The organism is Sphingopyxis sp. EU05-FHT14B03, from assembly GCF_058790875.1.
This window is the reverse complement of the sequence record NZ_JBYTDC010000001.1, coordinates 1,566,594-1,583,063: the sequence shown is the minus strand read 5'-3', so window position 1 is coordinate 1,583,063 and position 16,470 is coordinate 1,566,594. Positions and strand designations below refer to the sequence as shown.

Annotated in this window: 11 protein-coding genes; 10 read left to right on the top strand and 1 reads right to left on the bottom strand. The window is 64.2% G+C overall.

Features of this window, described 5'->3' with window-relative positions:
* The first annotated feature begins 8 nt into the window (after window positions 1-8).
* The 9 genes from AC3WS4_RS07525 to AC3WS4_RS07485 all read left to right on the top strand — a co-directional run bounded on the left by AC3WS4_RS07525 (window position 9) and on the right by AC3WS4_RS07485 (window position 9,264).
* Window positions 9-860 (top strand): hypothetical protein, encoded by an 852-nt coding sequence (locus AC3WS4_RS07525; protein ID WP_492742690.1) that lies wholly within the window; start codon window positions 9-11, stop codon window positions 858-860.
* Between the two features lie 178 nt (window positions 861-1,038).
* The gene (locus AC3WS4_RS07520) at window positions 1,039-1,212 is read left to right on the top strand and encodes a helix-turn-helix domain-containing protein (protein ID WP_037553387.1); all 174 of its coding nucleotides are present in this window, start codon (window positions 1,039-1,041) and stop codon (window positions 1,210-1,212) included.
* A 62-nt stretch (window positions 1,213-1,274) separates the two neighbouring features.
* On the top strand, window positions 1,275-1,802 hold the full coding sequence (locus AC3WS4_RS07515) for a hypothetical protein (protein WP_492735303.1): 528 nt from the start codon (window positions 1,275-1,277) through the stop codon (window positions 1,800-1,802).
* Window positions 1,803-2,009: 207 nt separating this feature from the next.
* Window positions 2,010-2,378: a hypothetical protein gene (locus AC3WS4_RS07510; protein WP_492735305.1), complete on the top strand. Its 369-nt coding sequence runs from the start codon at window positions 2,010-2,012 to the stop codon at window positions 2,376-2,378.
* Complete coding sequence (locus tag AC3WS4_RS07505; protein WP_492735307.1) at window positions 2,375-4,276, top strand: type IV secretion system DNA-binding domain-containing protein; 1,902 nt, start codon at window positions 2,375-2,377, stop codon at window positions 4,274-4,276. The genes AC3WS4_RS07510 and AC3WS4_RS07505 overlap by 4 nt, the downstream gene beginning before the upstream one ends.
* Complete coding sequence (gene mobF, locus AC3WS4_RS07500; protein WP_492735309.1) at window positions 4,276-7,086, top strand: MobF family relaxase; 2,811 nt, start codon at window positions 4,276-4,278, stop codon at window positions 7,084-7,086. Before AC3WS4_RS07505 ends, mobF begins: the two co-directional genes overlap by 1 nt.
* A 40-nt stretch (window positions 7,087-7,126) precedes the next feature.
* On the top strand, window positions 7,127-8,047 hold the full coding sequence (locus AC3WS4_RS07495) for a HEPN domain-containing protein (RefSeq protein ID WP_037553233.1): 921 nt from the start codon (window positions 7,127-7,129) through the stop codon (window positions 8,045-8,047).
* Window positions 8,048-8,308: 261 nt separating this feature from the next.
* Window positions 8,309-8,758, top strand: coding sequence for a hypothetical protein (locus AC3WS4_RS07490; RefSeq protein ID WP_492735311.1), 450 nt, complete (start codon window positions 8,309-8,311; stop codon window positions 8,756-8,758).
* Window positions 8,755-9,264 (top strand): RNA polymerase sigma factor, encoded by a 510-nt coding sequence (locus tag AC3WS4_RS07485; protein ID WP_492735313.1) that lies wholly within the window; start codon window positions 8,755-8,757, stop codon window positions 9,262-9,264. Before AC3WS4_RS07490 ends, AC3WS4_RS07485 begins: the two co-directional genes overlap by 4 nt.
* Window positions 9,265-9,556: 292 nt before the next feature.
* On the opposite strand, the gene AC3WS4_RS07480 is transcribed toward AC3WS4_RS07485, so the two are convergent.
* Window positions 9,557-11,407, bottom strand: coding sequence for an alpha/beta fold hydrolase (locus tag AC3WS4_RS07480; RefSeq protein ID WP_492735315.1), 1,851 nt, complete (start codon window positions 11,405-11,407; stop codon window positions 9,557-9,559).
* 209 nt (window positions 11,408-11,616) lie between these two features.
* Here AC3WS4_RS07480 and AC3WS4_RS07475 point away from each other — a divergent pair, with 209 nt between their 5' ends.
* Complete coding sequence (locus tag AC3WS4_RS07475) at window positions 11,617-16,449, top strand: autotransporter domain-containing protein (protein ID WP_492735317.1); 4,833 nt, start codon at window positions 11,617-11,619, stop codon at window positions 16,447-16,449.
* Window positions 16,450-16,470 lie beyond the last annotated feature (21 nt).

The window sequence follows — 16,470 nt, the reverse complement described above, 5'->3', positions numbered from 1 at the left end:
AGAAGATGGTGGACGATCGGAAGGAAGTGCTGCCGCTACGCATCGTCGCGGCCCGCTTCATCAGCGCTGACGAACAGGCGGGCCTTATTGAACTAGATCGCATTGCGGCCGATGCCTCACGTGTCATTCAAATTCGCTATTTGCTCCTATGCTCGGCGCTTGCCGCCACGGCTTTTGCAACGATGATTACCCTTGGTCCCGGTATCTTTCTCACTCTTAGCGAAACCCCTGGCGCCAATACCGTGGTTATCATCGGGCTGGTTTGTTTTGTGCTGACGATGGCCGTGTTCGCGTCATGGCGCGTGTTCCAATATGGCGGGATGAAGGCCTCAGCGCCGCAGACGGCTCTTTATGCCAATGCTGACGACCCTGCGGCGCGGAACCTTGAACGGCTCTTCTCCCTGCTCCAACGCGAGTCGACTTTGCGTGCCTTCTATCGAACCACGAAAGGGGCGCGGCGCGATATCGACCACCGCTATTTTTTCGGCAAGCTTCGGGCGGCTCATGTTGCAAGGGACGGGACGATTCGCAGTGCGCTCTTCGGCCCGGTCGGTTTCTGGTTCGACCGAGAATTATTTCTGGATGCGGAGGTCCTTAAACTGATCGCGGATGCCAAAGCCGAACCGAGCCGTGTCGGAGCACCCAGAAAGTATGATTATACCGATGCGGTGATGTCGCTGATCGAACATCCCGACGTGCGGAAGATCGACATTGCCAAGAAGCGCGGCAATCAAAAGCTGGTCGTCGGGCTTCTGGAGGATTGGTATCGTAACCGGCGCCGCGAAGTGCCCGGCGAAACCCAGCTTTCGAGTTACGCCAAGCAGATTCTGGAAACGATCGCGAAAAATCGTTCGTCTTAATTCGACCCTGAATTACCGGGGAACGGCGCATTTGTGCGCGTTCTATTCGATGGCAGTTACCGGGGAACAGCCGCGAACGGCGGATTCCCCGTACATCCGCATGCCGTTGGAACTGCCGGCGATTAGCTGCAAATGATCCTGTCGCCCGCCGCATCGCGGCACTCCAACGGAGGCGACAATGGATGAACTCGCATACTCGATCAACCGCACGGCCAAGGCGCTCGGCGTCGGCCGGAGCACAATCTACAAGCTCATCAAGACCGGCCAGATCGATGCGCTGAAGATCGGCACGCGAACGCTGATCACGACGGCATCCATCGCGCGGCTCACCGAGGCTCGCCCCGAGACTTGATACCGACGCGGCGAATTGCCGCCTGCGCATTTCGATCACCTCTCGATTCAGGAGGACAAGACATGTCCGTTCTTCGCAACGCTCTCGCCCGTTTCTTTTCTACGAAGCCCCAGCCCGACATGCACATCGACGCCGATGTTCAGACCTCCATCTACATGTGGCCGATCATCGAAAAGTTGCTCGCCCAAGGCGAGGATGGCGACACCTACCGCGCTGCGGTCAATTTCTGGCGCTACGCCGAGCGACCGCCGCTTGCCACCTACGACGGAGATGGGAGCCACTGTCACATCGATGGTCCGCTTCAAATGGCTGGCGATTTTGATCTTCCCTTGGGCGGAGAAATCTTCAGCCGCGGCGTCACGATTGCGCTCGATCCCTTCGAGGCGAACGACCTTCGCGATCATATGCGGGCAGCCATCGAGCGGGCTATCCTCGCCTGGCTTGCGGACAATGGTCGCCGCGAATCTCCGCCGGCAAAAAATCCTTACGGCCGCCAAACGGCCGACCGCAAAGCGAAGGCAATGATCGCCGATTGGGCCGCTCGCAAGGGAACAAAACGCCCCGTCACGGAGGGCCCGGATCATGTCTGAACCGGTCGCCTTTGACGCAAGGTCGCAGGGCCGCGATGCTTCGCATCGGACCCATAATTTGGATACACACCTCACGCACGGGTGCATCCAGCTTTTCCGCCATTTTTCGAGGGTGCGATCAGAGTGCGCTCCGCCATCGCTTCGCCGAAGCGACGCAATTCCGCCAAAATTCGAGGGTGCGATCCGCACCCTCAGGGAAGCGGCGCGATGAAGACCATCCAACATTCCGTTCGCCTGCCCGCCGCACTCGACACGGCGCTTCGCGCGCTGGCCGACCGGCAGGGCAAGACAGTTTACGCGATGCTTCGCCGCTGCGTGAAGACAGGGATCGATGGGCATGTAAATCCCACCGTCAGCAGCGCAGACGATCGCGAACTGGTCGCCGAGGTGGCGTCGATCAGCACGCGATTGGCCGACGTCGAACACCTGCTCGACCGCACCCTGCACACAGCCTGCGCCGCTTATTGCTATGCGCGCAGCGCCGCAAAGGGCGGCGGCAAAAGCGACGAGGTCATCACCGCCGAGACGCAGCGGGCCTATGATCGGCAACGCGCGGCAGCGGGGGAACGGCCATGAGCGAACCTCACGATCTCCGGCTCCATGCCGAGGCGCTGCGGCGTCATCTTCGCTACAGTCAGACGCGGCGGTTCAAACGACAGTGTGCGATCATGGTCGCGTCGATCGCGCTCGGCGGTTTGGCGGCGCCCTATCTGATGCTCGACCCGAGCATCCTTCGGGACACCGGCACCCATTATCACGCCAAGATGCTGTCGTGGTTTGCGGGAAGTGGCGGTGGCGATCCGGGGATCGTCATCCGTTATGAGGGGACGGACTATCTGACGCCCGCTCGCACGGTCGCCACCGATCCCTATTTTGTCCGCCGGGCGAGCATCGCAAAGTCGTTTGTCATGCGCGGCGCCATGCTGGGTTTTGTCGCGTGGCTGTCCGGCCTGTTCCTGCTCCGCGATGTCGCCGCGCGCCGACGCGAACGCGCGCTCCGCGATCGCGTCATCGGCGGCACCAAGGTGACGACCGAGAAGGAGCTTGTGAAACTGGCGCGAGCCGAAGCCGGTTCGCATCCGCTGGCGGTCGGTCCCGTCCCCTTTCCCCGCCGCCTCGAAACCCGCCACATGGCGATGGTCGGCACGACGGGCAGCGGCAAGACGACAGTGCTACGCCAGATGCTCGACGGGATCGCGGCGCGCGGCGAGGCGGCGCTGGTCTATGACACCAGCGGCGAGTTCATCGCCCATTACTTCCGGCCCGAGTGCGGCGACATCATCCTCAATCCGTTCGATGCCCGCTGCGTCTATTGGTCGCCCTTTGCCGAGATCGCGCACCCCGCCGACGCCGATCGCATCGCGCAGCAACTCGTCACGGAGACCAGCGATAAGGACAAGGATGTCTGGCTGGAGACCAGCCGCATCCTCGTCGCCAACATGATCCGCGAACTTTGGAGAGAGGAAAGATGCACGCTGCTCGATCTGCACGCGGCGCTGAAGACGCTGGGCAAGGAAGAGCTCAAGACCTGGCTCAAGGACACATCGTCGGCGCGCACCTTCTCCGACGACGCCGACCGGGCCACCGGCAGCGTGCTCTTCATGCTCGCGAAGGCCGCGAACCTGATCCAGTTCCTTCGGATGCCCGAAAAGGGCGATAAGGTCTTTTCATTCCGGGAGTTCATCGCCGGGCTCGACGAGACGAAGGGAGCCAAGCCCTGGATCTTCGTGCCGCGGAAGGAAGAGCAATTTGCGGCATTGAAGCCGCTGCTCGCCTGTTGGCTCGAATGCGCCGCGAGCGCCATGTTAAGCCTTGCTCCCTCATCCGACCGGCGCGTCTGGTTCCTGCTCGACGAGCTTGCCGACTTGCCGCGTGTCGACAATCTGACCCGCCTGCTGCCCGAGGGCCGCAAGTTTGGGGCGGCGGTCGTGCTGACTTTCCAGGGCGTCGGCCAGATGCGGCATCGCTACGGCGATGACCTCGCCGAATCCATGCTCGGCTGCTGCAACACCAAGCTGTTCCTCCAGATGGGCGATGGCGAGTCCCGGCGCTGGGCGAGCGACACGATCGGCACCTGCGAGGTCGAGGTCCAGACCATGACCGGCGCGCTTGGCGACGGCGAAGACAAGCCGCGAATGACGCTCGGCCGTCAGCGCAAGACCCGCCCCGCCGTCTTCGAAAGCGAACTCCGCCTCGCACGCTATGAGGGCTATTTGCTGTTCCCCGATGGGTTGCCGGTCGCGCGCATCGCGCTCACCGCCGACCATATCGAGAAACGGGGCGAGCCGCGGCAGCCCGCCTTTGTCGCCGCGAACCCGGATACGACCCTCTGGCACCGGCCGTTGGAGGCGGCGCCTAAAGAAGAGCGCGACAGCGATGGGTCGCCGCCAGCCGAGAAGCAGGTCGTCGAAAAGCCGAAGGCAGGGAAAAAGCGATCAGCTCCTCCGCCCGCTGACGATGGCGGGCCGATCTGATGGTCGCGTCGGTATCGGCGCTGACCAGTTCGGCGCAGGCGAGCAGCTATTATGAGGCCGACGATTATTATTCCGAGGGCGGGCTGTCGCCATCCGAATGGCACGGCAAGGGCGCCGATGAACTAGGGCTGTCGGGCGACGTCGATCGCGACGTCTTTCGCGAACTGCTCGACGGCAAGGTCGCGGGCCACCAGCTCGGCACGATTCGTGACGGCCAGCTCGAACACCGGCCCGGCTGGGATGTGACGCTGAGTGCGCCCAAGTCGGTGTCGATCATGGCCGAGGTCGCCGGCGACCGGCGGTTGATCGAAGCGCATGGCCAGGCCGTTAAGACCGCGCTCGCGCATGTCGAAGCGCATATGGCGGCGACTCGAGTTCGGCATGGCGGCAGTGTGATGCGCGAAGCCACCGGCAATGCAATTGTTGCGAGCTTCCAGCATGGGACGAGCCGGGCGCAGGACCCGCAGCTTCATACCCATAATGTCATCATGAATGCGACGCGCGGCGAGGATGGGTCGTGGCGCAGCCTAGAGCCGCGCGCGATCTATCAGTTCCAGAAGCAGATCGGCGCGATTTACCGGCAGGAACTGGCGTTGAAGGTTCGCGAACTCGGCTATGAGATTGCACCGGGCAAGGAGTCGATGTTCGAGATCAAGGGCGTCTCGGCGGATGTGATAGCGGCGTTCAGCACGCGCAGCGCCGAGATCGAGGCCGCGCTGGGCGAACGGGGCACATCGCGCGAGGAAGCAAGCGCCGCCGAAAAGCAGGTTGCCGCGCTCGATACGCGGCAGGCGAAGGTGGCGACCGACCATGGCGAGCTTGTCGCCGACTGGCGCGAGACCGCCGACCGGTCGGGGTTCGACGCCGGAGCCCGGCTGGCGTTGGTAAGCGAGGCCGAAGCCAGGGCGGCGGACGGGATTCAGCTTCCCGATCCATCGATCGCCGATCGCGCCGTCGCCCATGCTGCCGACAAGCTTGGCGAGCGGCAATCGGTGTTTTCGGTCGCAGCGCTTCACGAGGAAGCGGGGCGGGTTGGACTTGGGAAGGTCGGCTATGCCGAGATTGGCAATGCGATCGGGCGGGCGGAGAAAGAGCGCGAACTGGTCGACTGCACCTTTATCGATCGGCGCGGAGCCGCGTTCGCCGGGTTTACGACCCGCCAGAATATCGCGGCCGAGAAGACGCTGCTGCGGATCGAAGCGCATGGGCGCGGCGCGCTCGCGCCCATCGCCTCGCCGCTCGCCGCCGCCAAGGCTGTCGCCGGTGCGGCGGCGCAGGCGGAGCGGTCCGGCTTTGGCTGGAACGCTGACCAGAAGACCGCGACCGAGCAACTTCTGACCAGCCGCAATCGGATCACCGCGGTGCAGGGCTATGCCGGCACCGCCAAGACGACAACGGTGCTTGCGACCTTCACACGCGAGGCCGAAGCGCGCGGCGTGTCGGTGGTCGCGCTGGCGCCGACCGCATCGGCGGCGATGACACTCGGCGAGGCGCTTGGCACGCGCGGCGATACCGTCGCGCGCCATCTGCTTGTGCCGGAAGGTTCGGCGCCTGGTCAGCCGCTCGCATGGATCGTCGACGAAGCCTCGCTCTTGTCGGCGCGCGATACCGCGCGTTTGTTCGATCTGGCCGAACGGCATGATGCCCGGATCATTCTCGTCGGCGATGTGAAGCAGCTCGGATCGGTTGAGGCTGGCGCGGCCTTCGCGCAGCTTCAGGACGCTGGCATGGAAACCGCCAAGCTCGGTGAGATCGTCCGGCAGAGCAATGTCGCCACCAAGGATGCGGTGCTTGCGTCGATCGAGGGCGATGCGAAGAAAGCGCTCGCAGCGCTCGATCGTGGCGGCGGCCAGATCGTCGAACACGCCGATCGCGCCAGCCGCTTCGCCGCTATCGCCGAACGCTATGCCGTGCTCGACAAGGCGGCGCGGTCCCGTACGCTCGTGATCGAACCCTCGCGTGAGGGGCGCGATGCGTTGACGGCGGATATGCGCGCGGCGCTGGCGAAGTCGGGTGCGCTTTCCGGTCCCGCCGTCACCATGGAGAGCCTCGTCAACAAGGGACTCACCCGCGCCGAGGCGCGCGATCCGCTGAGCTATGACCGGGGCGATGTCGTGCGCTTCACGCGCGATTATGCCGACAAGGGTGTCTCGCACGGCGAGGCCTGGCGTGTCGAGGCGGTCGATCCGGCGAAGGCCGCCATTGCGCTGAGGTCCGAGGATGGGCGTGAGGTCGATTGGCGGCTTCGTCAATGGGGCGCCGGCAAGGTGCAAGTGTTTACGCCGCAGAATATGGACCTCAGGACCGGCGACAGCATTCGCTTCACCCGCAACGACCGCGAGGCCGGGCGGATCAACGGCGCGCGCGGGGAAATCACCGCGATCGACGAGCAGGCGCGGACGGCGACGGTCATTGGAGCTCGCGGTCAGACGCAGACCCTCGACCTCGACGCCGCGCGCGACCGACATATCGCCCACGCTTATGTCGATACCGCCTTCGCCGCGCAGGGACGCACCGCCGATCATGTCATCATCCACGCCGACAGCAAGGCGACCAATCTGGTCGACCAGAAAAGCTTCTATGTCGGCATCTCGCGCGCGAAGGAATCAGCGACGATCGTCACCGATGATCGTGCGAAGCTGACATCGGCGATCAATGAGCGCGCGGGGGTCGTCCAGACCGCGCTATCGCGCGTGACGGTCGTTCAAGCCGGAATATCGCAAGCAGCCATCGCGGTGCCCGCTGCTGACAAGGCGATCAGCGCGGCGGTTTCGCAGGCCGCGACCTCGCTGCCCGGCATGGGGCTTTAGCTCTTGCCAAAGCACGCGATCTTCCCGAAGATTCCGCCACATGCGTAACGATCTCACCCATCTTCCCGCCGCCAAGCAGCGCGAACTCGAACGGATCGTCGAGACGATCTTCGAGGAGTTTCGGGGCGCGACCGAGAACGCGACGGGACCGCGCAAGGGTGCGCGCATCCTCAAGATCATCCTGTTCGGCAGTCACGCGCGAGGCGACTGGGTCGATGCGCCGCTGTCGGCGAACCAGTATAAATCTGACTACGACATCCTCGTCATCGTCAGTCAGAAGGAGATGACCGACCGCGCCGCCTATTGGGCGAAGGCCGAGGAGCGTCTCATTCGCGCCTATACGATTGAGAAGACGCTCCACACGCCGGTCAATTTCATCGTGCACAGCTTGCACGAGGTGAATGACGGGCTCTCGCATGGCCGCGTCTTCTTCATGGAGGTCGCGAAGGACGGCATTGCGCTTTACGAAGCTGACGATAGCGAGTTGGCCAACCCGAAGCCGAAAACACCGAGCCAAGCGTTGGCCGCGGCAAAAGATTATTTCGACGAGTACATGCCGGCGGCTCAATATTCTCTCGAACGCGCGCGAAAGAGCGTCGGTGACAATCAGCTTAAATACGCTGCCTTTGATCTCCATCAAGCGACGGAACGACTGTACCAAGGACTGCTGCTCACCCTGACATTGTACACACCGTACAACCACAACATCGCCTTCCTGCGTTCGCTCGCAGAGGGGCTCGACCGTCGCCTTTTTGGTATCTGGCCGGAGGGGACCCATCGCGAGAGGTCGATGTTCCAAAAGCTGAAAGAAGCTTACACGAAGGCAAGGTACTCAAAACATTACCGGATAAGCGAAGAGGAACTCACCTGGCTCGGCGAGCGAGTGGAGGAACTCGGTCGCGTGGTCCATCAGGTCTGCTCGGACAAGATCGCCGAGCTTGAGGCGGCGGCACACCGGTAGGCGCTGGCCCCGGACGGCTTGCCGGGACTCCCGGATTCTGACATAATCCGTCTCACGGAATGGAACGACTGGCGGCCATTTCGGGGATTATCCTGCCAGGCATCATGTAGGTCCGGCCGCGTGTCGGACGGTTGCTGATCGCCGCTCCGGCGGCATCACAGCGAACACCGCTTGCCCATCCGCGCGCAATCGCGCGGACCGCCGCGGTGCGAGTTGCAAATGACACCCCCAACAACCGACGTTTACGCGCGCGAAGTCGTGATGGCGCGCGTCGGCCATCTCATCCGTCGCAAACAGCGCGAAATCGAACGCATCACCCGCATCCTGCGTGGCCTGTTTGACCCGTCGCAGGTCCAAGCGCCACAGCCGGGACACATCAAGCGGATCATCCTGATCGGTCCCTACGCACGGCGATCTTGGTATGAAGACAGCCGGACGATCGAATTTTCCGATTATGAATTTTGGGTCGTCGTCAATCATCCGCTCTTCACCGACGAGCGCTGCTGGCGGTGCGCGCGTGCGACGATCGACCGCGAGCTTGGCAATCGCTGTGCCGTTGATGTTGGGATTTACTCGAAGTCCGACATCCGCGCCGCGAAGGTCGAGCGCGATACCTTCATTCTCGACCGGATCGAGGCTGGGATAACACTCTATCGTGCGTCTCGCGATGCGCCGCTGCCTGTTGGCGAAGGCCAAGGAGGCCGACCATGACCGCCGTCGGCCCGTACCCAACCTTCGACGCCTTCTACCGGGCCCAGCACGAACGCCTGTTCCACTTTTTCCGGCGGAAGGTCGGCCGGGAAGAGGCTCCGGACCTTGTGCAGGAGGCATTTACATGCGTTTTGCGAAGCGGAGCCTTCGACAGGCTGGAAAATCCGAATGGCTATTTGACCCGGACGGCCCGTAATCTGGTGATCAACCGGGCGCGGACATGGCACCGGAAAGGGTGTAGGCTTTACCCGTTGGACGAGGCGCGCGATGCGCCACTCTCACCGGAACAGGAATGGAAGATCGAGGGGCAAGAGCTTCGAGCAGCCTATCGGCGAGCGCTGCTATCTCTGCCGAGGCGAACGCGGCGGATATTCCTGATGCATCGACTCAAAGGCATGTCCTATCGTGCAATTGCGGACCAGCTTGGCGTCGGTGACAAAGGCGTTGAATACCATATGATGCGGGCCTTGGCTCGGTGTCGGCGTGCTGCTGCAAGACTGGGATAATCGATCGGCATTTGACAGCTTTGCGCCCGAACTCCGCCGTTCGTGACGGGATCAGTGCTTCCTCGATGTTGCCGGTCGCAAGCCCCGCCTAATAAGCGGTCATGATTCTGCCATTCGCGGCTTTCATGACGACCACAAGAAGGCCAACCGCTTGTAGAATATCGAATGGTCGTCAAGCGAGTCATCGCTGACATCTCCCCTCGATTGGTTCACCCAAGGGTAGATCATCTCCATATAATGGCCGCCCTCCACTCGTCCTTGATTTCGGCTTGCGGCGGGCCAGCACGGTTGTTTATCTCTGTTTCCGGTCGCGTAGCCGCTCGGCGATCAACTCGGGAGCGGCATAGGCAAGAAGGCGACCTTGGTCCGGTATCCGCTCGAACTCGGCGGCGGGCAGTTGTTCGCGCCAGTAGGCAAGGGTGGTTTCCGGATCGGAAAGCGTGTCATGCTCGCCGAGCAGGACAGCCCAACCGCAGCCATCGACCGGATAGTTGCCGGCTTTGCCTTGCGCGAGGGCGCTTTGCTCGCGCACATACCCGGCGAGTCGCCCGGTCGCGAACATGCGCACGGCGCGATAATAGTCGTCGACCACCTGCTCGTCGGCGAGCAGTGCTTCGTCGGGCGGGCTTCCCCGCATCGACTTGCGAAGGGCCCGGGCAAGAAAATTGCGCGTCATTGTCCGGGCGATCAGACGCGCTGCCGACAGGATCAATTCAGGACGCTGCCTATAGGCCTCCTTGAAGGACCCGAGTACGCCCCAGCGCCGTTCGTCGCGCGTCGACGGGGGATCGGGGTTGACGAGCACGACTGCGCCGCATCGGTCGGGAAACAGGCCCGCGAAGGCCACGGCGACCTGCGCCCCGCCGCGGGCGATGATATCCACCTGCTCGATCCGCAGCCGGTCGAGCACCGTCTTCATGTCGTGCGCAGCCGGTGCGAAGGGATCGCCGGCAGTGACTTCGGATTCGATGTCGGTCATCCCGAAGCCGGGGCGGTCGATCGCAAGCACCCGGAGGCCGTTTCGCATCAATGCACTGACCAGGCGCCGCGGCGGGTGGCGCGAGGTCATGCTGCTGTGCAGGATGATAACGGGACGGCCGCCGACCGGGCCATAGTCGGACAAGGCGATCCGCCCGCCGCCGGGGCGATGGACGAAACGAAGCGGTTCGGAATTGCCGTCGATCCAGCTGATCCGCCCGTGGCTCGCATCGGTCAGGGCCTGCATTGCGATCATCATGCTCATCGACTGCGCCAGCGCGGCGGCGCTCGATACGCCCAGAATCTGGAAGATGATGTCGACCTGCTTTTTGACCGTCGCTTCCGAAATGCTCAGCGCCCGCGCCGTATCGGCGCGCGTCAGGCCTTGTGCCAGCAGCACCGCGATCTGCGCCTGGCGTGGTTTGAGGCCCCACCGATCGGTCAACAGCTCGATAGACTCGTCGCCATCGGGAAAAATACCGAGCGACAGCAACGACAGGCGGTGAAGCAGCCCGGGCATCCGCGTGACCCCGACTTTCGCCAGCGCCGCGGACATGGCCTCGCGCGCGGTCGCATAGCTGAGCGCCGCAGCATCCGCGCCGGCGCGGATGCTGCCGGTTTGCAGTGTCGCCTCGACGACGCGGATTTCGAGGCCGGTCATTCCGAATGCCGCGCAGGCGCGGCGCAGCGGCCTTTCGAGGGACGCCGACGGCATTGCGATCAGGATGCGCCCGCCCGGCGAGTCCGCCAGCAGCTTATGGATATCCTCGGGCAGATCCCAATTCTCCGCCTCGTGGGCCGGAATATAGGCAAGGAACGAGTGGCCAACCTGCTCGCTCGCCTGCGCCAACTGCATCGTCCGTCCCTGAAGAACAGTTTCGGCCATCTCCCAATCGATCGGCCCCACTGTGTCGGCCGGCAGCGCGCCCGACGAAGCGACGATCTGCCGCGCCGCGGGATCGACGAGCATCAGGGCCAGCGCGTCGATATTCAGGAGCGAATGCATGCGATATTCATGCGCGTCGTCCAGCGCGCGGAAATGTTGCTCGACGGCATCGGGGTCGCGGCGAACCCGATCCAGCAGCAATTCGGGAACGGCCAGCCATTCCTGCGCATAATCGGCCGTCGTGGCCGCCGCCGTTTTTCCCGATTCGAGCTTCCCCATGGCGAATGATGATAGCGGGTCATGCCAGACGGGTCATCCTTCTACCCTACAACCGGGGATATTCGGATATCCTTTCAAATGCTTTTCATCCGCCTTCCTGAAGCGGGACCAGACGCTTCGCCGGATCATGGGTGCGCAGAAGGGTAAGAGTCCCAGTGCGCCAGAAGGGGGATTGTCGGATGATTTCGAAGACGAAAACACGTTGTTTGTTGACCACCGCGCTGGTCGCGACGGGGGTGCCACTTGCGCACGCTGCGGACTATGGCCGGATTCTGGCCGAAGGTGCGCCAGCGTCGGTCGAGGTAGGAGACGGCGAGACCATCGTCGGCGACAGGACGGGTATTCAGTCGAATGCTCCGTCCTTGACGGTCAGCAACGCAGGTACGGTCCGCGGCAACGGATCCTACGACGGTCTCGATGCTCCGCCCGAAGGGGGCATCATCGTACAGGGCGGACCCGCCGTCATCACCAACTCCGGAACCATCTCGGGGGCTGGTTTCGGCATTTCGACGGCTTATTATTTCAATGCTGCAACCGGACAGCTCGAACCGCGCGCGACAGGATCGCAGGTGACGAACACCGGCACGATCCGTGGCGACTTCAACGACGGCATCCGCCTCATCGGCGGCGGTCGCGTGATCAACGGCGGCTTGATCGAGGGCGTGAACAGCACGCCCGGCGGTGCGACCGATGGCATCTCGATGTTCGCGTTCGATGGCCAGGACACCGGCGGTGCCGACCCGATCGGGACGATCGTCAATCAGGCGGGGGGCACGATCCGCGGCCAGCGTTTCGGGGCGATCCTCTCGGGCGGCGGTGAGATCGACAATGCGGGAACGATGTCGGGCGGCGCGGGCGGCGTCCTGATTCAGACGTTCAGCGCGGCACAGACCGGCAAGACTGCGGCCGTCACCAACAGCGGCACGATGTCGGGCGGCGGCGCCGTCACGTTCGGCGGAAATCTCGACTCCGCTCAGCTTCTGAACAGCGGCACGATTATGGGCACGGCTTCCCATGGCGTTGCCAACGGAGCGACTGGCCAGCTCACCATCGTCAATCAGCAGGGCGCAACGATCGAGGGCGCACGGATCGGCGTTCACGGTCAGGAAGGCGGGATCGACCTGACAAATGCAGGCACAATCCGGGGTAACGGTGCCTATGACGGGTTCGACCGGGCGCCGGAAGGCGGCGTCACCCTTCAGGGCGGACCCTCGACGATCACCAACAGCGGGACAATCTCCGGAGCCGGACACGGCATTTCAACGGCCTATTATTTCAACGTGGCAACCAACGCGATCGAGGGCCGCGCTACCGATACGGTCGTCGTAAATTCGGGAGTGATCCGTGGCGAATCGAATGACGGCGTCCGGCTGATCGGCGGCGGCGGTGTGACCAACAGCGGCGCGATCAGCGGCGCCGGGCGCGCCGACGCCGATGGCATTTCGATGTTCGCCTATGCCGATCAGGCGAATGAGGATTACAGCGCGCTCGTCACCAACGAAGAAGGCGGCTCGATCGCCGGCCAGCGCTTCGGCATCATCCTGTCGGGCGGTGGCACGGTCGACAATGCGGGCGAGATCACGGGCGTCGCGGGTGGTGTTTTCATTCAGGGGACGGCGCTCAACACCAATCCGGGCGAAGATCGCAGCGGCCTGACCGCCAGCGTCGTCAACTCGGGGACGATCCGCGGCACCGGCGACCTCGGCGGCAGCGGCGGCGACGGCTATGGCGTCGGCTTCGGCAGCGACATGTCGACCGCCAGCCTGGAGAACAGCGGCACTATCATCAGCGACTTCGGCGCCGCGGTCTCGCAGGGCTCGCGCGCCGACGTGACGGTCACCAATGCCGAAGGCGGCACGATCACCGGCGCGACCTCGGGCATCTATTCCTTCGCGACGGGCACGCTCGCGGTGAACAATGCGGGCACCATCCGCGGTGAAGGCACCTACGACGGGTTCGCCGCGGCCCCCGACGCGGGCATCACGATCACGACCGCCGCGTCGAGCGTGACCAACAGCGGCACCATCTCGGGCGCCGGCGCGGGGATCACCACCGCCTATCAGTTCGACGAGGATATCAATGGGCTGGTCGGCCTCGCCATCGGCACCGACGTCGAAAACAGCGGAACGATCGCGGGCGAATCGAACGACGGCGTCCGCCTGATCGGCGGCGGCAGCGTCGCCAACAGCGGCACGATCACCGGCACGGGCAGCGAACTCGCCGACGGCATCTCGATGTTCGCCTATGACGGACAGGATGCCGCGGACTTCACGGCGAGCGTCGTCAATGGCGAAGGCGGCACGATCGGCGGCGACCGCTTCGGCGTGATCCTGTCGGGCGGCGGCTCGGTCGAGAATGCCGGCACAATCGACGGCAAGATCGGCGGCGTCCTCATCCAGAGCGACCTCGCCGATACCGCGGGGCTGACCGGCGTCTTCACCAACAGCGGCACCATTTCGAGCGCCGATGGCGCCGCGATCGTCGCCCATGTCCAGTCGAACGTCACCAATTCGGGAACGCTCACCGGCGGCGGCGGTGTCGCGATCCAGCTCGACGCCTATGACGACAGCGTGACCCTCCGCACCGGCAGCGCCATCGACGGCGTCGTCGATGCGGGCGCGGGCACCGACAGGCTGGTCCTGGACGGCGACATTCTGGAGCTCACCGAAGCGCAGCAGCTTACCGCCGCGACGGGGTTCGAGGAATTGCAGGTCGCGGCCGGCTATTGGTCGACGGCAGGCGTGGTCGGCGAATTCGGCCAGGTCGCGATCGACGAGGGCGCGGCGCTTCAGGTCAACGAAGTGACGGTCGGCGGCGAAGCCGATTCGCCGATCCTGACCGCATCGGTCGTCACCAACGGCCTCCTCGTGCTGAACTTCGGCGAGGACGATGTCGTTTCTGAACTTGACGCCCTGACGATCACCGGCGCGGGCAAGCTGCAACTGATCGGCGAGGCCGTATTCACCGTCGATACCGACACGATCGGTCACACCGGCGGCACGATCATCTCGAACGGTGGGCTCGTCCTGGCTGGGTTGCTTCGGGGCGATGTGGTCACCGAAGGCGACGGCTATTTCGAACTCGGCGCAGGCGGCACCGAGGGCAGCTTCGAGGGCAATATCGTCAACGACGGCCGCTTCGTCTTCAACCGTTCGGACGATTTCGACTTCCTCGGCGCCTTTTCGGGCAGCGGGACGCTCGACAAGCTGGGCGACGGCACGCTGACCTTCATGGGCGACTATGCTTTTCGGGGCATCACCAATATCCTTGACGGAGCAGTACGGATCGGCGGGACGATCGATCCCGAAACCGACTTCGGCCTCGGCGAAGGCGGCACGCTCGACATTTCGGGCAGGGACCAGACGATCGGCGGCCTCTCGGGCGAAACGGGAACGCAAGTCAGGCTCGGCGAAAACCAGCTCACCGTCGATCAGTCTGAGAACAGCGAGTTCGCAGGCACAATCTCCGGCGAGGGCGGCTTCGTCAAATCGGGCGACGGCACGCTGAACCTGTCGGGCAACAGCGATTATACCGGCCCGACCGCAGTCGATGGTGGCAAGCTAGCGGTCAACGGCTCGATCGTCTCCGACGTCACCGTGAACGCGGGCGGCGCGCTCGGCGGCAACGGCAGCGTCGGATCGACGACGGTGGGCGGCGACGGCAAATTGACACCGGGCAATTCGATCGGCCGCCTAACGGTCAATGGCGACCTGACCTTCGCCGCGGGCTCGGTCTATGAGGTCGAGGTCAATGCAGCAGGTCAGGGCGACCGGGTCGATGCGACGGGCGCCGTCACGATCGATGGTGGTGCGAGGGTGGAGGTTCTCGCCGCGAACGGCAACTACAACGGCCGTACCGACTATGTGATAGTCACCGGGGCGGGCGGCGTCGACGGGCGCTTCGGCTCGGTGACCACTGACCTCGCCTTCCTCGATCCGCTGCTGCGCTACAGCGCCACGGCGGTCACGCTTTCGCTCTATCGCAACGATGTCGATTTCGCCGATGTCGCGATCGGCTTCAACCAAGCGGGCGTCGCCGCCGCTGTGCAGTCGCGCGGCGTCGACGATCCGCTGTTCGAGGCGGTGGTGAACCAGAATGCGGCGGGCGCGCAGGCGGCGTTCGGCGACCTGTCGGGCGAAATCCTCGCGAGCACGCTCAGCGGCCTCACCGACGACAGCCGTCATCTGCGCAATGCGCTCTACGGGCTGACGGGGCCGGAGGAAGCGGGCCTGTTCGTCTGGGGTTCGGCCTTCGGCGGCTGGGGCGATTTCGACGCCAAGGCGGGCCGCTTCGCGATGGACACCGATCACAAGGGCTTCGTGACCGGCATCGGCTATGGCGGCAAGGGCTTCGCCGCGGCGCTGTCGGCGGGGATCGGCAGCTCCGACTTCCGCTTCGGCGGCCGCAGCGACCGGGCAAAGGCCGACAGCAAATATCTGGCCGCGCACCTGACCTATGGCACCGGCGAAGGCTTCCGCGGTGCGGCCGGGCTCGCCTATGGCTGGCACGATGTCGACACGGTGCGCACGATCGGCTTCGCGCCGCTCGCGCAGACGCTCGAATCGAGCCGCGACGCGGACACGCTGCAATTGTTCGCCGAAGCGGGATATGACGTGAAGACGGGCAGCCTCGCGCTCACCCCCTTCGCCCGGATCGCGCATGTCCGCACCGAGAGCGACGCCTTCGTCGAGACGGGCGGCAATGCTGCGCTCGCACTCGCCAAGGCCGAGCAGGAAACCACCTTCCTCAGCCTCGGCGCCCGGGCGCGTCTGAACGCTGATCAGCCGGGCTTCCAGCCCTATCTGTCGGCGGCATGGAACTGTGCGTCGGGTGATCGCGATGCCCAAGCGCGTGCTGGCTTCGCGACCGGCGGCGGCAGCTTCGCTCTGCTCGGCACGCTGATCCCGAAGAACTCGGCCGAGGTCGAGGCGGGGTTCGACTACAGCAGCGGCAAACTACGGATCGGTGCGGCCTACAGCGGAACGCTCGCGTCGGATCGCAGCACGCATGGCGTGCGGATAACTGCGCGGATCGCATTCTGACCACACTGCCCCGGTTGGAGT